The sequence below is a fragment of the Leptolyngbya sp. AN02str genome (assembly GCF_050565595.1).
Classification (GTDB): Bacteria; Cyanobacteriota; Cyanobacteriia; order Elainellales; family Elainellaceae; genus Kaiparowitsia.
Genome location: NZ_JBNXVR010000018.1, coordinates 14,872 through 33,570, shown reverse-complemented (window position 1 = coordinate 33,570; position 18,699 = coordinate 14,872). Strand labels below are relative to the sequence as shown.

General features: G+C 47.7%; 22 protein-coding genes. 17 read left to right on the top strand and 5 right to left on the bottom strand.

The window, feature by feature from the left end:
• Window positions 1-157 precede the first annotated feature (157 nt).
• On the top strand, window positions 158-1,213 hold the full coding sequence (locus tag ACQ4M4_RS14955) for a PDDEXK nuclease domain-containing protein (RefSeq protein ID WP_316437157.1): 1,056 nt from the start codon (window positions 158-160) through the stop codon (window positions 1,211-1,213).
• A gap of 44 nt (window positions 1,214-1,257) precedes the next feature.
• Here the strand turns inward: ACQ4M4_RS14955 and ACQ4M4_RS14950 are convergent, their stop codons facing one another.
• From ACQ4M4_RS14950 to ACQ4M4_RS14930, 5 genes are all read right to left on the bottom strand, one after another.
• Window positions 1,258-1,758, bottom strand: a complete 501-nt coding sequence (locus ACQ4M4_RS14950) for a hypothetical protein (protein WP_430685282.1) — start codon at window positions 1,756-1,758, stop codon at window positions 1,258-1,260.
• A 71-nt stretch (window positions 1,759-1,829) separates the two neighbouring features.
• Window positions 1,830-2,618, bottom strand: a complete 789-nt coding sequence (locus ACQ4M4_RS14945; protein WP_316437159.1) for a DUF6753 family protein — start codon at window positions 2,616-2,618, stop codon at window positions 1,830-1,832.
• A gap of 15 nt (window positions 2,619-2,633) precedes the next feature.
• Window positions 2,634-3,467: a mobilization protein gene (locus ACQ4M4_RS14940; RefSeq protein ID WP_316437160.1), complete on the bottom strand. Its 834-nt coding sequence runs from the start codon at window positions 3,465-3,467 to the stop codon at window positions 2,634-2,636.
• 9 nt (window positions 3,468-3,476) lie between these two features.
• Window positions 3,477-3,863: a hypothetical protein gene (locus ACQ4M4_RS14935; protein ID WP_316437161.1), complete on the bottom strand. Its 387-nt coding sequence runs from the start codon at window positions 3,861-3,863 to the stop codon at window positions 3,477-3,479.
• Window positions 3,860-4,990, bottom strand: a complete 1,131-nt coding sequence (locus ACQ4M4_RS14930) for a ParM/StbA family protein (protein ID WP_316437162.1) — start codon at window positions 4,988-4,990, stop codon at window positions 3,860-3,862. The genes ACQ4M4_RS14935 and ACQ4M4_RS14930 overlap by 4 nt, the downstream gene beginning before the upstream one ends.
• A gap of 482 nt (window positions 4,991-5,472) precedes the next feature.
• Between ACQ4M4_RS14930 and ACQ4M4_RS14925 the strand changes: the two genes are divergently transcribed.
• The 16 genes from ACQ4M4_RS14925 (at window position 5,473) to ACQ4M4_RS14850 (ending at window position 18,684) form a co-directional block, all read left to right on the top strand.
• Window positions 5,473-5,841 carry a plasmid mobilization protein gene (locus ACQ4M4_RS14925; protein ID WP_316437163.1) on the top strand — a complete coding sequence of 123 codons (369 nt, stop codon included), beginning with the start codon at window positions 5,473-5,475 and terminating at the stop codon, window positions 5,839-5,841.
• Complete coding sequence (locus tag ACQ4M4_RS14920) at window positions 5,838-6,776, top strand: relaxase/mobilization nuclease domain-containing protein (protein ID WP_316437164.1); 939 nt, start codon at window positions 5,838-5,840, stop codon at window positions 6,774-6,776. Before ACQ4M4_RS14925 ends, ACQ4M4_RS14920 begins: the two co-directional genes overlap by 4 nt.
• Before the next feature lie 55 nt (window positions 6,777-6,831).
• On the top strand, window positions 6,832-8,163 hold the full coding sequence (locus ACQ4M4_RS14915; protein WP_316437165.1) for a hypothetical protein: 1,332 nt from the start codon (window positions 6,832-6,834) through the stop codon (window positions 8,161-8,163).
• 100 nt (window positions 8,164-8,263) lie between these two features.
• Complete coding sequence (recG, locus tag ACQ4M4_RS14910; RefSeq protein WP_316437167.1) at window positions 8,264-10,366, top strand: ATP-dependent DNA helicase RecG; 2,103 nt, start codon at window positions 8,264-8,266, stop codon at window positions 10,364-10,366.
• A gap of 39 nt (window positions 10,367-10,405) precedes the next feature.
• Entirely contained in the window at window positions 10,406-10,651 is a 246-nt protein-coding gene (locus ACQ4M4_RS14905; RefSeq protein WP_316437168.1) for a hypothetical protein, read from the top strand.
• Window positions 10,652-10,750: 99 nt separating this feature from the next.
• The gene (locus ACQ4M4_RS14900) at window positions 10,751-11,191 is read left to right on the top strand and encodes a hypothetical protein (RefSeq protein WP_316437169.1); all 441 of its coding nucleotides are present in this window, start codon (window positions 10,751-10,753) and stop codon (window positions 11,189-11,191) included.
• 66 nt (window positions 11,192-11,257) lie between these two features.
• Window positions 11,258-12,433: a hypothetical protein gene (locus tag ACQ4M4_RS14895; RefSeq protein WP_316437170.1), complete on the top strand. Its 1,176-nt coding sequence runs from the start codon at window positions 11,258-11,260 to the stop codon at window positions 12,431-12,433.
• Between the two features lie 119 nt (window positions 12,434-12,552).
• The gene (locus ACQ4M4_RS14890; protein WP_316437171.1) at window positions 12,553-12,837 is read left to right on the top strand and encodes a hypothetical protein; all 285 of its coding nucleotides are present in this window, start codon (window positions 12,553-12,555) and stop codon (window positions 12,835-12,837) included.
• A gap of 3 nt (window positions 12,838-12,840) precedes the next feature.
• Window positions 12,841-13,584 (top strand): hypothetical protein, encoded by a 744-nt coding sequence (locus ACQ4M4_RS14885; protein WP_316437172.1) that lies wholly within the window; start codon window positions 12,841-12,843, stop codon window positions 13,582-13,584.
• A gap of 224 nt (window positions 13,585-13,808) precedes the next feature.
• Window positions 13,809-14,393, top strand: coding sequence for a siphovirus Gp157 family protein (locus tag ACQ4M4_RS14880; protein ID WP_316437173.1), 585 nt, complete (start codon window positions 13,809-13,811; stop codon window positions 14,391-14,393).
• A 103-nt stretch (window positions 14,394-14,496) separates the two neighbouring features.
• On the top strand, window positions 14,497-15,165 hold the full coding sequence (locus ACQ4M4_RS14875; RefSeq protein ID WP_316437174.1) for a hypothetical protein: 669 nt from the start codon (window positions 14,497-14,499) through the stop codon (window positions 15,163-15,165).
• Window positions 15,166-15,170: 5 nt separating this feature from the next.
• Window positions 15,171-15,608: a hypothetical protein gene (locus ACQ4M4_RS14870; protein ID WP_316437175.1), complete on the top strand. Its 438-nt coding sequence runs from the start codon at window positions 15,171-15,173 to the stop codon at window positions 15,606-15,608.
• Window positions 15,609-15,610: 2 nt separating this feature from the next.
• A complete protein-coding gene (locus ACQ4M4_RS14865) occupies window positions 15,611-16,462 on the top strand; it encodes a hypothetical protein (protein WP_316437176.1) in 852 nt (283 codons plus the stop codon).
• Entirely contained in the window at window positions 16,435-17,190 is a 756-nt protein-coding gene (locus tag ACQ4M4_RS14860) for a hypothetical protein (RefSeq protein WP_430685281.1), read from the top strand. The genes ACQ4M4_RS14865 and ACQ4M4_RS14860 overlap by 28 nt, the downstream gene beginning before the upstream one ends.
• Window positions 17,174-17,863: a Mov34/MPN/PAD-1 family protein gene (locus ACQ4M4_RS14855; protein ID WP_430685280.1), complete on the top strand. Its 690-nt coding sequence runs from the start codon at window positions 17,174-17,176 to the stop codon at window positions 17,861-17,863. The genes ACQ4M4_RS14860 and ACQ4M4_RS14855 overlap by 17 nt, the downstream gene beginning before the upstream one ends.
• Window positions 17,854-18,684, top strand: a complete 831-nt coding sequence (locus ACQ4M4_RS14850) for a ThiF family adenylyltransferase (RefSeq protein ID WP_316437179.1) — start codon at window positions 17,854-17,856, stop codon at window positions 18,682-18,684. Before ACQ4M4_RS14855 ends, ACQ4M4_RS14850 begins: the two co-directional genes overlap by 10 nt.
• Window positions 18,685-18,699: the final 15 nt, after the last annotated feature.

Sequence of the window (18,699 nt, the reverse complement as noted above, 5' to 3'; positions counted from 1 at the left end):
ATAATAAGCTAGAACCAATTGTCCAAGATCGCTTGGACAATTGATAGTCTCTCCGCCGCAGTACAGGATATGCTGGTTTCTGCCCGTCATGTAAAACGCCCAATCGCACAGTGTAGTAAGGTCTGGATGTCCCTCAGCACCATGTTCTGTAAACGAAATGGCAAGTAACCTGTCTTCAGATAGCTATGGTCGCTTTCTGGATGACCTCAAACAATGGATTCAGAGTGCTCAACTGCGGGCAGCTACCGCAGTCAACCGGGAACTCGTGACTCTGTATTGGAAAATCGGGCGTGCCATTCTCGCTAAACAACAACAGGAAGGGTGGGGAGCTAAAGTCATTGAGCGCTTATCCAAAGATCTGAAATATGCTTTTCCGGAGATGAAAGGCTTTTCTCGCTCCAATCTGCTTTATATGCGAGCCTTTGCTCAGGCTTTTCCTGATGAAACACTGATTCAGGCAGTGATGGGACAAATTACTTGGTATCACAACATTGCTTTGCTGGACAAGCTCAAAGCCAATGAGGAACGGCTGTGGTACGCCCAAAAGACGATCGAACATGGTTGGAGCCGTAGTGCCCTGGTTCACCAGATTGAAAGTGGTTTGTATCAGCGGGTTGGAAATGCAGTCAATAATTTTGACCATACGTTACCCCAAAGTCAGTCAGATCTGGCTCGTCAAATTTTGAAAAGTCCCTACAATTTTGAGTTTCTAGCCCTGGCAGAAGCCGCTCAGGAACGGGATTTTGAACGAGCATTGGTGGATCACATTCGAGATTTTTTGCTGGAACTGGGAGTGGGCTTTTCTTTTTTGGGTAGCCAGTATTCGCTTGAAGTAGGTGGCAAGGAATATAAACTCGATTTGCTCTTCTACCACGTGAAACTGCACTGCTACGTGGTCATTGATCTAAAGATGGTCGAGTTTGAGCCTGAGTTTTCCGGCAAGATGAGCTTCTACATCGCGGCTGTGGATGATTTGTTGAGGAGCGAAATGGATAATCCAACGATCGGGATTGTCTTGTGCAAGTCTAAAAACAAAGCAACGGTAGAATATGCGTTACGGTACATTCAACATCCAGTTGGCGTAGCAACCTATCGACTGAAGGACACGCTACCAGAACCGTTACAGGGGAGTTTACCCAGTATTGAGCAACTTGAGATGGAGTTGAATACGCTATCTGTGGAGGCGATCGCAGACCCTACAGAAGACGAGTAAAAAATTGTCCAAGTGCTCTTGGACAAATTGCAAAACCCCTAATTTCAGTTAGCAGGCGCAGGTTCACAACCCACTCCTCCAAAAGTCGGCACTGTAGAATCCGAGAGCGTTCCCGTCACCAATTCGTGAACGTGTTGATTAGAAAGTTGAGTTTGCGTCATTTCAATGGTCGGTGGCTCACCTCCTCGATTGACCTGAATGATCGTATCAGCCCAGTAAAACTGCTCCTGTGATGGTTGAGGATATGCTGGATAGCAGCCCTTGGAGGCGATCGCTACCTTATGCTGCACAGCCGACACGGACGGCAAGGAAACTCCAGTCTGCACCAACTTTGCCTCACCAACAGGACCCCAAAGCCGAAGCTGAGTTGAGACGCAACGTTTTCCATCTTCAAGTGGTGCAATAATGTTGCCGCATACCTCTACATCCACGTTGTATAGAGGCGGATATTCTGGAATTGAAGGATTCTGTGCTTGAGTTGCTTCATTGCCGCTCCCCGTCGTTGTGCGAGGAGTACAACCAACGGCGATTAACCCTGCCAACATCAGAACTGTCCAGAATTGGGTAGCTTTACAAATCCCCATTGGTAAATCCCCCTCAAGTTTTGGATAGATGCTTAGTTTCCTTGAATCGGTGCAAATTCACGTCGATTGGGAGGCTGAACCCAGAGTGTGCAGAATCCAGCGGTTGCTTTTCGATCAGGTAACATCTCCAGGGTGACACCTAAGCGCTCGACTTCATTGCTACAAACAAGCTGACCATTACGATCGCGGCTCAACAAATCCTGATTCCAACTCATTAAACTACGGGCAAACTTTCCCTCTGTACTGGTTGCCCATTCTAACGTCTCAGCCTGTTCCAAAGTGAGTTGCCGCAGTCCTGTAGGGTCGAGGGGACGGCTAGACTGATACCAGGACAGTCCTACAACGCCCAGCAAACCTCCCAGCCCTGCTGTAACCAGGAGCAATACCCCAGCTGCGATTAGTGAGGGAACAGAATGGATTGCTCGCTCAAACTCGGTGCGACGGATTAGGGCAGAAACGGTTTGGGCGATCGCCTTTTGGTGTCCCTTGATCGCCACCTTTTCATAGGTCTGGAGCCGATCATAGAGTTGCGTCTGCCACTGATCAAACATGGTCTCCATCTCTTGGGGACTGTCTTCTAGCAACACCTCTAGCCTGCCAGTCGCAACCAGCATCAAGAAGGCTGGATCATCCGGGTCAATTCCCGTTTGCACTACAATTTCCCACACCCTGGCTTTAAAGGAATCATCCTTACCGCGAATTGCCAGATCGAGCAGGGTCGGGTAAGGTATTCGGCTCAGCCCTTTGCCCCGGGCCGCCATAGATTCCAGGAATTGATCATCCAAATCCAAGGGTTCTTCCACTGGTCGGGGATTGGTCATGGGACTTCACCTCCCTTAGCTTGAACGTTTGCTATTGCGAGACTTAGAGCTGCTTGCTGCTGGTTCAGCCGCTTTAGTGTCGGTTTCTCCGGTTTCCACTGATGTACCATTGGCATTGATCGCAGTTGTCTTTGAAGAACTGACTTCTGACGGTGAGAGTTTCCAGATGTTTGCCTGGTCGATCGCTTGATAAGCACCTTTCAGGAACGTATGCAGTCGCTGCTTCCCCAAAACGCCCAGTTCACTACTCTCCCTGCCTTTGGAAAAAGGAATTCGTTTAGCATCCAGGTGATCACGCTCGCGATAGCTGAACTTAGGAAAATTGAGCACTGGAACTTTTTGCTTTGCCAGAAGTTGTTGCAGTTCTTCTCTGTCTTCCAGATGTGACCAGTCATCACATAATCCCCAATTGCGGACAAAGACATGTTGTACTTTGCCATCAAACCGCTTTAGGGATTCAATGAAAAGCTGCACACTGTCATAACCGCCGGTGCAGATAAACCACTTACAAATACTGACCCCATGCTGCGTCCCCATCTCCAGCACCCCGTTGCGCTCAATCCAATCGGTGACGGCTGGAAAGACTTGAGCAGGAAGATTTACAATCACTGGAGTTTTAATTGCCAGGTCAAAGATGCGATCAGCATCGTAGGCTTTACGTTCGGCTTCGCTAAAAATCGCTCGTTCACATCCTTCAGGGTAGATTTCGCCCACATCCGGATTGCTGCGATCGGCTTCTACCAGCACATAGGAAAACTGGCGATCAATGCAATATTGCACCATCACGCGAGCAAACAGAGACTTGCCCACGCCGCCTTTTTCACCATCAATAAAATGAATTGTTGCCATTGTGTTCTCCTATTGCCACATGGTTCGGGTTGCTCGATCAGCAGGTTTGCTGCTGCTATTTTGGCGATCGCCATTTGAATGTTCGATCGTTGAAGATTCGGCAGATGGAATTGGCAGTTGCAGACATTCCCGGATGTAGGCTGCCTGACGTTCCAAAGCTCGGCAGCAACTTAGCCCAAGTTGGCGTAGTTCTTCCTGACTCAACAGCCCCTCTGCCTGATGAGCAGCTACCATCCAAAAAGCCCTGGCAGACTCCAGCATCAACTCCTTGCCTTGCCTCACTCCATCTCCCCTTTTTAGAAAGGCTGTCAACACACCATCTGGAGTGTCGGTGTAGGGCGAATAGCGAAAGCTAAAATCTTCGCGTTTGCGAGAGGTCTGGGGAGTATCGTTCATGCCACCTCTGCTAGTTGCTCAACAAAATCGCAGTACATTCCGAACGCATCTACCAAGCGGAAGGATAACGCTTCAGCATCCGGACGATTCGAGCGATAATCCAGCTCTAACAATTCTTGTAATCGTCGTTGTAAATCTGTTCCCCAGTAGGTCGGAGTTCGATTGAAATATGCTTCTAATTCATCGTGCAGATAGAGAGCAGCTCCGCCAGAAATAATCACTTCTGTGACATTCGGTAACACTGTATCTAACCAATCCTGCAATCGTGACCAGTATTCCTCTTTGGCAGTCAGAATAGCAGTGACAATTTGTTCACGTTCTAGTTTTTGCTCAGTAGGCGATCGCGTTTTTACCAAATGTTGAACTTGTGCATTAGTCGGTGTAATTTCGTTGCCAATAGCATAGATCACACTGGTTAATGCATCTGCATTTTGACCCGACGTGCGGTGTAATACCTTATCTACCAGTTGATGAAAACCTAAATCAGTCGTGTTGCCGATCGCCAATTTACCCCGCTCAAACAACAATAGACTGGTGTTCCGGTGCCCAAACATCAACACAGCCAGCGTTTGTTGCTGGAACCACTCTGCCCCGTTCTGCATCACCCTTGCCATTGCCAAACCGCCCCCTTCTGGACGACACTCAAAGGCTTCTAGCTTGACCTGGAGGCGTTCACCGCGAAAGCTGTAATTCTTGAGATGCTGCTTCAGTAGTTGCTGAAGGCGTTGAGCATTTTGATATTCGCTGTAAGGTAGGAGAGCAGAGATAGCAACAGAAAACTTTCGCGGTAGATTTGTTTGTTGAGAGATCGCTCCTACGGCTGCCAGCACCTTATATAACGCCCGCTCGTATTTCACCTCATTCATTCGCACCGTTGCTAGAAACGGACGCGCTAGATAGCCAACCACCTGACACTGCTTACTGTCAACACACTGTAACCAGGCATCATCTTCAGAGCGGGTGATGCCAATATTTCCTCTGGTTTTCAGATGGGTAGTAATGGAATCCAGGCTAAGTTCAATCACTTCAGGTTCCATAAGCAGCAGCCGAGGCTTGCCGTCCGTCAAGTGATAAATAACTTTGCTAAGCGAAGAGCCTGGATCAAAGGTCAACGTGAGGTCAGACATCGTAGGTTGATCAGTAAGTTGACGCTTTCTTAACTTAGCGGGCACTTAGTGAATACTCATCATCCACATGGATAAAAAGGAAATACTTGAATTTCTTCCCGCACAGAAGTTCACGCGCTGCCACAATTTTTCTCAGCGTTCCACCTCTATCCCCTTTTACACACAGGATTGAAGTGCTGTATTTTCAATAGCTTAAGCTTATTGACAGTCAATTCCCTCAAATTTCCACAAATTTCTTACAGCCCTCCACCATTGACCCGCATTTTTGCAACAGGCTACGGTACTCGCTCAAACTTCGGGATGCAGAGCAAGCCATGTTGTAATGTATATTCATCTCCTCACTAAAAATAATTGCTCATTTTGTAACTGTAGAAGGTTATTCCATCAAGCAGCAGCTAAGAAATAACCGCCTGGTAGATATCAGATAAACGTATTAATGGCAAAGCTAGAGAAGAGCGATCGCTATCTCCCTGGTTGTTAGAATGTCACCTCAGAAACGTCCGATCAAGTTTCATATTTCGCTCAGTGCTAAAGAAAAAGAACTGGTGCGCCGCAGGGCAGCGGAAAACAACCTGACAATGGCAGAATTATTTCGTGCTAAGACATTAAAAAATCAACTTCCCCGACGTGTAACTCGGATTGCAGGTCTAACCTACTGGGAATTAACCCGAATCAGTGACAGTTTGAGCCAGATTGCAAAAGCAATCCTTGCTAACACTACTACCCCATTTGGAGAAACCCCAATCGTCATTGACCAGGAGTTGCTAAACCAAACCAGAACCCTCCTCAGTCAAGTGCGGCGAGAATTGGTGGACTTAGACTTTTTAACAGAGATTGAAGAAGAACCGTGATTGGTAAACAAATTAAAGGTCGAAGCTTCAGCAAGTTGCTCAACTATCTGTTCGGCAAGGATGGAGCTATCTTAATTGGCAGCAATATGGAGGGAACTACCCCACGTGAACTGGTAGCCGAATTCCGGTTCTCCCAGCAACTCAATCCCAGAGTGAACCGAGTGGTCTACCATGCCTCCCTGAGTTTGCCTCACACTGAGCGTCTAGAAAATGACGCCTGGCATGAAATTGCCAAAAAATATCTTCAGGCGATGGGCTTTGATATGAATCAGTACGCAGTAGTGCGGCACAGCGATCGCGACCATGATCATGCTCATATTGTTGCTAGCCGGGTTCGTCTAGATGGCACAACAGTTTCAGATAGCTGGGACTATCGTCGGAGTGAAGCAGCCATTCGCCAGTTGGAGCAAGAGTATGGATTGCGATCGCTCCAATCCAGTCACGAAAAAGACAGCCGTAGTCCCACTACTGGAGAACAACGGTTATTGGCTCAAACTGGTGAGGAGAGTATACGAGTGCAGCTTCAGCGATCGCTTGATCAAGCCACTCAATCTCCTGTCACTATGCCTCAGCTAATTGGGCAGCTACAGCAAAACGGTATCAGTGTTCGGATTTGCGATCGTCAAACTGGTGGGGTAGAAGGCATCAGCTACGAATTAAATGGTATTGCTTTCAGTGGAACTCATCTGGGCAAAGCCTACACCTTCCAAGGCTTACAGAAATACCGGAGGGTGAACTATGACTTACATCGAGATACTGAATTAATCAAGAAACTGGTAGAACAGCCCGTTAATTCATCAACTACCAGTGGAATCGACGCAGACTCGTTAGTGCAGGTATCGAATATAGAAGAGATCCAACGAGACGATAATGCAGCGAAACATCGCAAAAAATCCAGATTATCAAAACACCGACAACGAGAGTTAGAACTTTGATAGTCAGGGCAGCTAACGCCACTCCGAGAGTAACAATGCTCTTGGCTTAACTGCGATGAATGTCAATCTGCGACAAATGACGATTCAATTTCTCAGGCACATTGGCTTTGTGTCGGGTGCTAAAATCTGGTTACGAATTTCCTGGGATCTGCCTGTAGAAATCATTCCTGATAACTGGAACTGCTACTGGAAGAACAATCAACTGATCTACGGTCATTACATTTTTTGTGGCAGCATCACTCCCCAGGGCTTTACCCTCTACTGCTGCACTCAGGGTGGGCGCGATCGCCTGGGTAATACCCGCTGGCAACTCACTCCCAAACGCTATGCAGATGGATGGGCACTCGCGTTTAGATTTTCCTATCTGGGTGCAACCGTCAGCTTCTATCCCAACCAACCAGATAAAGGGATTAGCAACAACCACGTCAGGCAATGTCAGTGTCTTTTCTACGAAATTGATGATTTACCTCTGGCTGGTCAACACGATGCACTGGAACGATTTAAGCATACAACTGGGTTGGAACCAGCAGCAGTTGTGTATACCGGGGGAAAATCCCTTCACGTCTATTTCAGATGCACCATCGGGCTATCTCCAGAACGCTGGATTCGCCTGAATCGAAAACTTGCGATCGCTCAAAATGCTGACCCAGCAATCTGCAATTTAGCGCGTTCTATGCGGCTTCCAGGTATGGTTCGCAGGGAAGTAAAAAATGGGGAGTTGAGCAGTGCTAGAGCAATCACCTTGGAGGATTATTCCACGTCCCAATACAGTTTCAGGAAGCTGAATACTGCTTTGGATGCCACTGGACTGTTTCCTTATGGACTATCGGATCAGCAGTGGCGGAAGTGGGTACAACTGGTTCATCTGGCGAAAAAAAATGATTCTGTTGACCCACACTCCGCACTGACTCAACCGCCTGCTCTAAGATCCCGCTCAACTGTGCTGAAGGATCGGAGACTTGGAACAAGCCTTGCAACAAGAGATAATCACTTATCTCTCAAACATCACCGCGCTAGCGGGATCTCAATTCCGCTAACCATCTGCCTGACAAAAAGCGATCGCTCCCTCTTGAAGTACGGCGAGTTAGAAGGCAACCGTAACAACGCAGGTTACAAGCTGGCTCGAAATCTATTGGGAACCTCCGATTTATTAACCCGACACCAAATTGTTCACCACTCCGATCCCCATCAACTCTTTAAGCAATACTGCGATCGCTGTACACCCGCTTTAGATGCTGCCGAAGCAGAAACCATCTGGCAGAGTGCTAGCAAAACCCCTGCTTTTGCTAGTCGCAGCCTTGACTCAATTCTCGTAAGTGTAAGTCAATGGCGATCGCGGAGACATAAAAGGCAGCGTGCTCAGACAAGAAAAATTAGTGTTCGGTAAAGCCCATTCCTCCAATGGCTCATCACTATTGGAGGAAATACTTACTTGAATTGCCCTGCTATCGCAGCTCTACCTCCAGACCTTCACCCTGTCTGGAATCATGACTCTGGAAAAATGTTCTCTACATCATGCTGGTATCAAGCTATCCCACATCAACAAGCTTCATGAATTAGGTATCTACACCATTCTGGATCTGCTTTACTATTTTCCGCGTGATCATATCATTTGTAATTGCGTAAAGCTTGCAGAAGCAAAAGTAGGAGAAACTGTTACCATCATTGGCAAACTCAAGCAACATCGCATCTTCACTGCCAAGAATGGCAAACTCACTATTCAACAGTGGAGCATCACTAACAAATCAGGTTCCGCCAACATTACCTGTACACACTTCCATAATCACCCCTACTACCAATCAAAAAAATGGCGATCGCAGCAGTGTAATTTTTATCGAACAAACAGAATTGTCATGCTCTCCGGTAAAGTCAAGCTGGACAACTACACAGGTGGTAAAGCGATTGCTGCCTCAGAGGTTAAAGCCATTGACGTAGCTGAGATTGTCTCAGACGCAAAAAACAGCACCATTCAGCCAATCTACACCTTAACCAAGGGAATCACTGGAAATCTAATTCGGGAATGCCTTCAGCTTGCCCTTAAAAGTGTAACCTTGGCTGATCCTTTACCTAACGCATTACGGAAGCAGTACAAATTAGTGGGATTAAATCAGGCGATCGCTCATATCCACTTTCCTGCTACTCAAGCAAACCTAGAAGCTGCTCGTCGCCGACTGGTGTTCGACGAATTCTTCTATCTGCAACTGAGCTTGCTGCAACGGAGGCAGGCTCGTCGCCAAATTCAGCGGGACGCACTCCTCGCGCAAGGAATACTGTTGGAGCAGTTTTACAAAATTCTGCCTTTTCAGCTTACTCAAGCACAACAGCGAGTCACGAGCGAGATTCTGGATGACATGAGCCGAAATACGCCGATGAATCGTTTGATTCTGGGAGATGTGGGATCGGGTAAAACGGTAGTTGCGATCGCAGCAATTCTGGCAGCAATTCAGTCTGGTTATCAGGCAGCATTAATGGCACCCACAGAGGTTTTAGCGGAGCAACACTTCTGCAAAATTGCCCACTGGTTCAAACCGCTGAAATTGGCTGTGGCGCTTCTTACCGGTTCTACTTCAATGTCCAATCGCCAGGAGATACAACGCAATCTACAAACTGGCAAATTACCGCTATTAATTGGCACCCATGCGTTGATCCAGAGTTCGGTTCAATTCCATCAATTGGGATTAGTTGTCATTGATGAACAACATCGATTTGGTGTGCAGCAACGGCTCAAGCTGCAACAGAAGGGCGATTATCCCCACCTACTGACCATGACAGCAACCCCCATCCCAAGAACGCTGGCTCTAACCTTACACGGAGACTTAGATGTAGGGTGGATCGATGAACTACCACCAGGTAGACCGGGGATTATCACTCAAGTCTTAACAGAGCAACAGCGATCTCAAGCACACAACCTGATTTGGGAACAGGTGATGCAAGGGCATCAAGCCTATATTGTGCTGCCGCTGGTAGATGACTCTGACACAGTGGATTTAAAGTCTGCCATCAGCGAACACCAATTCTTACAAGACAATGTGTTTCCAGAACTTCGAGTGGGTTTGCTACACGGGCGTATGAGCAGTACAGAAAAGGAGGAGGTGATCGCCCGCTTCCGTAACTGCCAAACTCAGGTTTTGGTGTCTACGACTGTGATTGAGGTTGGAGTAGATATTCCCAATGCCACAGTCATGCTAATCGAGCACGCCGAGCGGTTTGGATTGTCTCAACTTCATCAACTTCGAGGACGAGTCGGTCGCGGCAGAGCCAAGTCCTATTGCTTGCTCATCAACACCTCTAGGTCTGAAGAAACAAACAAACGACTGAAAGTGCTGGAGCAGTCCCAGAATGGCTTCTTTATTGCCGAAATGGATTTGCGCCTGCGAGGTCCGGGAGAAGTTCTAGGCACGACCCAAGCTGGGCTGCCTAGTTTCAAACTGGCAAATTTAGTGAAAGATGCTGAGATTCTAGATCAGGCAAGGGAAGCTGCCCAAAAAATCATAGTTAGAGGCGCAAATCTCAAGTGTTGGAACAATCTAATGACAGAACTAGCAAGACGTAATAAGCACCTTCCGCGTCAAGATACTCCTCTCAATTAGCTACCGCTATTAATGAGCAAATAGTCTCTACCTAGCCTCATGCACACAATTCATACTGGACAAGCTGTTGTTGTCTTCACTTGCGGTGTCAGCATCCGAGGAATTGTTCACCAGATTCAACTTTCTCCTTGGGGCGAACCGTGCTACCAGATTCACAACCAATGGTACAGTCAGGACGTTTACCCCGATCCCAACATTAAACCGCGATCGCAATGGTTCCTTGGCAAGCTGTACACTGAGCCATCTGACCCGCCTATCCTGCTGATTAAGTACCCCTGCAATTGACTTAGGGAATAGATCTTGCTAAAACTTCAGTTTTTTATTCCCTAAGCCAACTTTAGAGCTATCGCTCCAACGCTTTCAAATCTTTAATCTCTGAGCAATATGGAGTACTATCTCAACTTCAACCTGGTCGGCGAACCGCACCGCTTTCATGTGAGTCTTCCCTGGATAAACCTCCACACCGTAAACTTCAATGCCGTTGACGCGCATCTGAAGAGCGTGATACCAGAGGCGATATACGATCGCACTCGCAAGCTTAAACCCAGCGATCGCGCACCAGAACCTGAAAGTATCGACTTTCATAATTGGCTCCGGCAAGGGCAGACTAATCAGGACATCGCTATGAATCCCTATCAACAACAACTCGCTAAGTTGATCGGTGGTCAGATCCACCAGGCTGGCTTAACTCAGGATGGCTACCCTTACCTGATCGTTAAACAACCAGATGCAGAAGCTTTCTTTTATGTCATCGCTCAAGCAAACCCGGAAGGTACGAACGTCGGGTTTCTGCACATTACCGAACGAACGGGAAACGTCATTTAAGAACCTCTAGCTCGCTTCTGCTGGCTCCTTCAGGCACTTGTCTGGAGGATTTTTTATCTCTATGCCATGATTCCTCAGCTACATCTCCTCAATTGGGGCATGGGAGTCGAGAGCACAGCAATCCTCGTGCGTTGGCTGCTGGAGCCTCAGTCTCGTCCCTTCAATGACTTCCACAATCTGATTGTGCTAGCCGCGCAAACTGGCGATGAGATGGGTGAAACCAAATCCTTGTGTGAAAATTATCTCTTCCCACTCATGCGGGACCACAAGGTTCGATTGGTGCAAGTTGCCAAAGCCTCTGCCAGTAAGCTGGATGGCTATATCATTCTCAGTGACACTCACCAGCCCTATGATCTGCACACCGAAGGATACTTTCCCCTCAGCCGTGATTTACTCCAGTCTGGAACTGTACCTCGCTTGGGACGACCTCATATTTGCGCGCAACGCTGGAAGGGAGAGGTGCTTGATGCCTGGATCTCAGACCACATCACAGAAGCCTTTGGTCCCTATTTGGGTTACAACGCCGATGAAACCAAGCGAGCAGGTAAAGCTGACGGCTATACCTGCCAGGGACACCAGTTTCTCTATCCGCTCATCGAATGGGGATGGACAAGAGACGACTGCATTGAATATCTCTACAGCACTTTGGGAGTTCTTTGGAGAAAATCTGCCTGTAGCTATTGCCCCTTTCAGCAAAAACAAGCTGCGATCGCCCGATACGATCGTGACCCAAAAGCCGCAGGATTCACACTGCTAATGGAGATGAACGCCCTGGCATTTAATCCTCGAATGCACTTATTCTCATCGGGTACTGCTTACGATCTGATGGTAAAAAGTGGTAATCAGGCTGCCTTTGATGAATTGGAGCAGCTATTACACCAGTTACAGTGGGCAATCTATCACGTGCAACGCACTTACAAACAATTGATTGGGAAGAATGGCAAGCCCTACGTCAATGCCGATCGCAACGTGGTTCTCGTTGATGAAGGCAAGAAAGCTCAGATGGAATGTAAGTTAGAAGTAATTTGCCAACGTCATCATGCCTCAACAGAAGACCTGCACGGCAAACGGTGCTATCTCCATCGGCGACAAGAAGGCATTTATCCAGCTTTCGAGGAGTTTTATGTCGTTGCTCCCAAGCTGGCAAAAAACAAATGCCGTAACCTGAAAGCCTTTGATCAGAATTGGAGAGGACTGACAGGACCCGCTAAACCTGTTCAATTGACTCTCTTTGTTCCCTAACCCAAGCACAGACAAGATAGTTGCGATCGTGATAGAGCTTCCGCTCCAGACATGTAGGCGGGCTGACAACCTTAAGCAGGTTTACATGCCCTCGCCTGTTCACCAACATGGAGCGGTCTATGTCTGAATCACTAAACTTAAATTCTCCAACTTTCGTCGTGGTTAAGGTCGATGAACCTTTACCGTGGTCAGAACAAGAGACTTTCTATCCCATTTTACCAACGGAAGAACCCCACACCTATGGTACGCTTCAGCGTGCAGTGGAGCTAGTTGCCTCGTTGATTGAGGACTTTGGGTACACCACCCAAAATACTCGGATTTATCGCCTCGTGCCTGTTGCTGATGAAGACACGTTGCCACTCATTCAAAGCGCTCTGACGACTCTACAACAAGACAGTGAGTAGCTCATGTTTTTCTACTTCAGTGGACTTTCTGAGATTAATGATGCCCTCATGTTGAAACGGGCTGGCGTGAATCAAGTTTTGGTGAATCCAACAAAAATTCATCTGAGTCAGGGTTTTCTAAAGGTAGCTTTAGATTCTAATGCTTACTATCACTTTAGGTACGGCGGTACGCTTGACGTGATTCGATACATGGAAATTGCAGTGTCAGGAAACTATGCCTGGATCAGTGCTCCAGATGTGATTGGCGATCCGGAGACGACGTATCAGAATTGGTTGACGGCTCGTCGATGGCTTAAGCAAAACTTTGAGTCTTCGCCGGTGAGAATGATTCCGGTATGGGGATGGGACACACCCAAGAAGTTCCTGAATCACTACCTGCAACATAGTCGGATTGTAGGCATTGGTGGCTTGGTGATGCTCATGCGTCAGGGCAAATCCAAAAACCCAGAGGAGCGGGCGATCGCCTACAAAATGCTGCGTCAATTGAAAGCCCTCTGCCAGCAATATCCTCAACGGTTTCACATCTATGGGTGCAATTGGACGGTCGCCCTCAATCACCTTCGGAGCTTGGCTTACAGTGCAGACAGTAGCCTTGCCTGGGATGGTGCCCGCTATGGATTGATTATTCATACCCGTAACGGTAAACTAATTCGCACACCTGCTTGGGAATTAGAGTTTGAGGGAAACCGGGAAGCTCGGTGCATTGCGTGTGCTAGAAACATTCGACGGTTTATGGCACAGAGGTAGGGCGCTATCGCGCTGGTTCATGCAGTGTGATCAAGGCTACCCTCTATGCAAACTCTAATAACCAGTTCTACTAACGACTCAACGCCACTGACAATCACTCATCTTGATCTATCTCTTGAATCCGATCAATCCTCAGAAGAAGACATTAATCCAGGCACTCTGATGATTTTGGCAGACATCGAAGCAGAACGAGACTATTACGAATCTTGCGGGAGGTGGTAATCATGACCTTCCCTCTCGCTCAACAATCTTTAGTAGGACTTTCACAAGCAGCAGCGGAACTCTGGGATCTGCTGACCCACTCCCAAACAGCCGAGGAAGAAGCTGAACTTCTTGCAGCGATATGGGAAACTCAGGAAGCGCAAGAAGATGCGATCGACCTTCACGCTGAACTCGCATTTCAACTTGATGCTGAAATTGCAGGGATCAAACAGCGGCTGGAACACCTGAAAGCAGTCCACCAAGAAGCACTCGATCGCTTGGAACGATGGCGACAGGCACTTGACCAGAGCATTCTGGAGCAAAACCTTGCCGGAGGGCTACCCGATGAAGTCGTCGGTCATTCACTCCGCATCATCATTCGTGAAAACCCTCCCAGTTGTGAGCTGCTAGTGGATGCTGAGGAATTGCCTGATGAATTCCGCAAAAAGAAAACCGCTTACTCGGCTGACAAGAAAGCGATCATCGCTGCCTGGAAGAAAGGAATTCCGGTCGATGGCACTCATATTGAACGCAGGCGGCGCGTCATTTATTCACTGACCGCCACAGCGATTCAAGATTTCAAAAACTCACTGTTGGCAGAACAGTAAACTTTATTGCTAGCCAGTAGCAAGGATTCAGTTTTGCTGCTGGCTAATTTTTAGCTTGACCTGGCTACCGCCATTTCAGCTAGACCATTAATTTGGATCTGTTATGAAATGGCTCACACCAGAAGAAGCGATTCTCAAAATGAGAGGCTCCGCCAACGTCACCGCAAACTTAACAGCAACGGCGGCTAAATTGGATGCGATCGCCAAAAGTACCAATGGCAAAAAGACGGCTGAAGAACGATTTCATTCTCTTGGGTTGTTGTTCGATCGAGAGCGATACGAAGCAGGACAACTCGACTTTTTGAAACTCTTGAATTCGGCAACTGACGAAGAAGAACAAACTGATGAAGAGGATTTAGTAGAAGCTTTTGCCGATGAGGAATCCTCAAACTCTACATCCCCTACTCAGTCAGAATCAGAACCCTATATTTTTGAGCAGTGTAAAGTTCAGGTCGTGATTACTCTGTTGCCCAACACAGGACAACCAGGAGATAGACCTGTGCTGTTAGCTGCCAGCAGTCATGGTGATTTTCCTATTGTGGCAATGCTAACTCAGGAAGAATTGGGTTCGCTCCCACCTGCGATCGCCCAACTGCTAGACGACCTGAAAGCTGATTTCCCCAACCGCCAAATTCGCCGTAACATCGCTCAGACTCAAACTGCCAAAATCCCTCCTCAACGAACAATCCAGCCTCAAGACAAAACGAGTAAAGCCGGTTCTACCACCCCTCAACCGAGCAGCAATAGTCAAACCCAAATTTCATTGTTCTAATCGCCATGACCACCAGCACAACTAACAAACGACTTGTAATCTACGAAGGGCAACAACACTGGCTACCGGACACGATCGCCCTTGACGATCAACTTTTGCGCGATGCCTTCACTCCCCTCTGCGCCGAACTAGCGAATGCAGAAATTGAACGCAAAGACGGAGAACCCATCCGTATCATCAAAAAGCCGGGTCGAAAGGGTATTTCCCCCTTGGAATCTCTGATAGCTGCACCTGAAGAGGTAAATCCAGCCGTGCAAATGTGTTATCAACTGCGGCAACACCAGCTAATGAATGGAATTGACTGGAGAAATGCAGAACAATGGGCAGCGCAAATTGAAGAGGCGATCGCCGCTGGGACAGTATTCACACAAGCAGTTAATCATTCATTAAAAGCCCTAACTTCTTGTAAGCTAGCCTCCAACGGCATTCCTGAAGGATTTTAGCCATGAGTCTTGTCCCCAGCACTCCAGCGGAAGCAATCTACAGCCTCCGCCAGTGCCAGTTAACAATCACTCCGCTTAAAGCTCTCGACTATCTGGAAGTCCAACTCAACACTTATCAAATGCTGGCACTCTACCAGCATTTTTTCCCATCTGAATGGGCAACTAGCCAGACTTCTCTTTATCTGCCTATTAATAATGAAGGCAACTCTAAAACAGTCTCCTCAGAAAATCGCCATAGCCCAAGGGAATTGGAGTTCATCACCCTAGTCTATACTCACCTATTTCCAATGTCATTTTGGGCGGTGGAGAGTGCTCACGAAGAACGCCTTCAGGCTATCTCCATCACTTCAATGGGCGTAGATTGGCAATTGGAGGAGGGAATTGAAAATTTGAGGATGGGATGGAAACTGCTGCTTCCGTTCAGTAAAGAAGGTCGCTATTGGTTAGATGATGTGGAACCGGAAGGTAGCGAATGGTTTGACAGTGAATTTGAAACTCATCACGTTTCTTACAAAGATATTCATCATCCCGATCGCATCGACAACAAACGGTTGAGGCGGCTTTGTTGTGAACTCACTACACCCTTACAGTTTCTACCTCTGGCATTGAAACTCCTGGATCATGAGACTGAAAATCTCTGGCTGGATGAGTCCCCAGACGAGATGAACTACGGGCTGTACGCCTCCTCTCTACCCTGGTCCAAATCATCTATCAATCTCCTGCACCGGAAATGGAAGCAAGCAAGCCGCATTTTGGATGCTGCATACCTGTTAATTGAGTGGTTGGAAACTGATATGAAAACTCACACACAACTTCTACTACAGCTATGGACACGCGCATTAAAACGAACCTAGCAGCTTTATCCAACCCTATTCTCTCCAGTGAAATCATCCAAGCAGTTCTCGCCGACCCTCCCAGAAAATCTTCTACCATTCAAGCCGAATTGCTGTTTCTGGATGGCTATTACATCTTTCATAGACGGGATAAAGATCTGCCAGCCGCTGACATTTACAAGTGTGTTTCCCCAACTGCACTCCGGGCTGCTTTTAGTCACGAACCCATCGATACTGGATGGATGCAGCCTGGTATCGTTCGTTATGGCACTGGAAGTACAGGCACTTACCTGATCAAATTTATCCCTCCGGCTACCCATCTACTCAACTGTGACGAGGTTGGAACTCTAAAAATTCCGCTGCCTGCAATGGTCTTCATGGGAATTGAGACAAAATATTGGGTTTGGACGCTCAAGGACAAGATATTCGATCCCAAAGCATTTGCATTTCATACCCCACTACCCAATATCTACAATTCAGGACAGGTTTGTTGGGGTGTTAACGAACCTCCTGATGCCAGTCCTCAAACCATCGATGTAGCCTGGAATCTTTTCATTTCCAGCCTCTTTACAAATCACCTGGCTACAGGGAAATCAAAATCTCATTCGGGTGATGTGCGGCAACAGCTTCTGAAACTGCATCAGCAAGGCAAGCGTTCCACGTATCCAGCTTCTGACTTGATGCCTATCGGCAACAAAAAAAGTGTCGATGCGCTTGTGCAGGAAATTCTAGATGAACGAACTTACTAAACCACTGATCGGTTATGCAACTGCGGCTGATTCCCTCCTTGATTCAGGCAGCGCTCTCACCTACCTTCTGGCTGGTAATGGCGTTTTTGCCAGCGCCGCTCGTCCTGGCATCAAAGTTCTCATGCCTGTCTGTCTGAGCGATCAGCGGATCAAAGGGCTACCTCACCTGACTCCTCATCTCACCATCACACCCCGAATTCCCAAAGAACTTTTGCTAGAAGTGTGGCGATCGAGTTGTAATGCCTGTGCTGAATCCAATGCAGAAATATTATTTCACTTCCACAAGCAAGACGCTGAATGGAAATTACAAACACCGGAGCAAACCCAAAACACAACCAGTTGTCAACCTACAGAATCAGGCAGCTACTCTTCTCATTATCACGCTGTCGTAGAGATCCATTCTCATGGAACCATGCCTGCATTCTTCTCCAGCACAGATAATGCAGACGAAACAGGCTTCCGAATCTATGGCGTATTGGGTCGGGTGAATACAACCAAACCAGAAATTCAAATGCGCGTCGGGCTATTTCAGCATTGCTGGAATATTCCGGCAAAAACCGTGTTTGATATTGAGTCTGACTTCTTCATGACTGATGTTTCAGTCATATCTGGATGTCAGTTCTACAGTACAGACTTGCCACCTACAAATGTATTGGAGAGCCTATGGAACTAAATCTTGATCTGGCAAACGCCTCTCCTGTTCTCACGATTGACTATACCGCGATCGAACTTTGGCTAGTGGGATGCGGCGGAACAGGTTCCTGGCTGGCTCCATCCATTGTTCGATTAGGTAGAGTTCTGTCCAGTAAAGGGAAGAAAGTCAAACTCTACTTTGTTGATCCAGACCACGTTGAAGAAGTTAATGTGTTACGCCAGTGCTTCTGTGATGCAGAGATCGGGCTGAACAAAGCCAAAACACTAGCATTACGCTATGCGATCGCCTGGAAAATGGAAGTAGGCGCGATCGCTCAATCCTTCGATCCAGCTTGGGTTACTCCTGGCTACAGCACCCTTGCCCTGGTTGCTGGGTGTGTTGATAATGCCAGAGCCAGACAATTGATCTCCCAGGTACTGGAAAATAACAATCACCAACTCGCCCCTCACACCTGGTATCTGGACTGTGGCAATTCCCGCCGAAGTGGGCAAGTTTTAATAGGCTCCCACCTTTCTACCAAACCAGACGATTATCAATTCAACACATTGGGATGTTTTCGGCTCCCTGCCCCAACCATTCAGCAACCCGACCTGTTGGTTCCACAACCAGAAGAAATGGAAGACAATACCCTCTCCTGCGAACAGCTTGCTCTACTGAACAGCCAATCCCTCAGCATTAATCAGCGTGTCGCGGCTGAAGCATTTGACTATCTACTGCAACTAACCACTGGCAAGCTACGACGGTTCGCCACCTATTTTGATCTGGAAAGTGGGAGTGGGCGATCGCTCTACACCACTCAAATCAGTGTCATCCAATCAATCTCTCAGCCCTCTAGCTAGTCAGCCCTCACTGCA

What these genes read in the sequence shown, in the direction of transcription:
- ACQ4M4_RS14955 (WP_316437157.1), top strand. Translation starts at nt 158, where the DNA reads ATGGCAAGTAACCTGTCTTCAGATAGCTATGGTCGCTTTCTGGATGAC.
- ACQ4M4_RS14950 (WP_430685282.1), bottom strand. Translation starts at nt 1,758, where the DNA reads ATGTTGGCAGGGTTAATCGCCGTTGGTTGTACTCCTCGCACAACGACG.
- ACQ4M4_RS14945 (WP_316437159.1), bottom strand. Translation starts at nt 2,618, where the DNA reads ATGACCAATCCCCGACCAGTGGAAGAACCCTTGGATTTGGATGATCAA.
- ACQ4M4_RS14940 (WP_316437160.1), bottom strand. Translation starts at nt 3,467, where the DNA reads ATGGCAACAATTCATTTTATTGATGGTGAAAAAGGCGGCGTGGGCAAG.
- ACQ4M4_RS14935 (WP_316437161.1), bottom strand. Translation starts at nt 3,863, where the DNA reads ATGAACGATACTCCCCAGACCTCTCGCAAACGCGAAGATTTTAGCTTT.
- ACQ4M4_RS14930 (WP_316437162.1), bottom strand. Translation starts at nt 4,990, where the DNA reads ATGTCTGACCTCACGTTGACCTTTGATCCAGGCTCTTCGCTTAGCAAA.
- ACQ4M4_RS14925 (WP_316437163.1), top strand. Translation starts at nt 5,473, where the DNA reads ATGTCACCTCAGAAACGTCCGATCAAGTTTCATATTTCGCTCAGTGCT.
- ACQ4M4_RS14915 (WP_316437165.1), top strand. Translation starts at nt 6,832, where the DNA reads ATGAATGTCAATCTGCGACAAATGACGATTCAATTTCTCAGGCACATT.
- recG (WP_316437167.1), top strand. Translation starts at nt 8,264, where the DNA reads ATGACTCTGGAAAAATGTTCTCTACATCATGCTGGTATCAAGCTATCC.
- ACQ4M4_RS14905 (WP_316437168.1), top strand. Translation starts at nt 10,406, where the DNA reads ATGCACACAATTCATACTGGACAAGCTGTTGTTGTCTTCACTTGCGGT.
- ACQ4M4_RS14900 (WP_316437169.1), top strand. Translation starts at nt 10,751, where the DNA reads ATGGAGTACTATCTCAACTTCAACCTGGTCGGCGAACCGCACCGCTTT.
- ACQ4M4_RS14895 (WP_316437170.1), top strand. Translation starts at nt 11,258, where the DNA reads ATGATTCCTCAGCTACATCTCCTCAATTGGGGCATGGGAGTCGAGAGC.
- ACQ4M4_RS14890 (WP_316437171.1), top strand. Translation starts at nt 12,553, where the DNA reads ATGTCTGAATCACTAAACTTAAATTCTCCAACTTTCGTCGTGGTTAAG.
- ACQ4M4_RS14885 (WP_316437172.1), top strand. Translation starts at nt 12,841, where the DNA reads ATGTTTTTCTACTTCAGTGGACTTTCTGAGATTAATGATGCCCTCATG.
- ACQ4M4_RS14880 (WP_316437173.1), top strand. Translation starts at nt 13,809, where the DNA reads ATGACCTTCCCTCTCGCTCAACAATCTTTAGTAGGACTTTCACAAGCA.
- ACQ4M4_RS14875 (WP_316437174.1), top strand. Translation starts at nt 14,497, where the DNA reads ATGAAATGGCTCACACCAGAAGAAGCGATTCTCAAAATGAGAGGCTCC.
- ACQ4M4_RS14870 (WP_316437175.1), top strand. Translation starts at nt 15,171, where the DNA reads ATGACCACCAGCACAACTAACAAACGACTTGTAATCTACGAAGGGCAA.
- ACQ4M4_RS14865 (WP_316437176.1), top strand. Translation starts at nt 15,611, where the DNA reads ATGAGTCTTGTCCCCAGCACTCCAGCGGAAGCAATCTACAGCCTCCGC.
- ACQ4M4_RS14860 (WP_430685281.1), top strand. Translation starts at nt 16,435, where the DNA reads ATGGACACGCGCATTAAAACGAACCTAGCAGCTTTATCCAACCCTATT.
- ACQ4M4_RS14855 (WP_430685280.1), top strand. Translation starts at nt 17,174, where the DNA reads ATGAACGAACTTACTAAACCACTGATCGGTTATGCAACTGCGGCTGAT.
- ACQ4M4_RS14850 (WP_316437179.1), top strand. Translation starts at nt 17,854, where the DNA reads ATGGAACTAAATCTTGATCTGGCAAACGCCTCTCCTGTTCTCACGATT.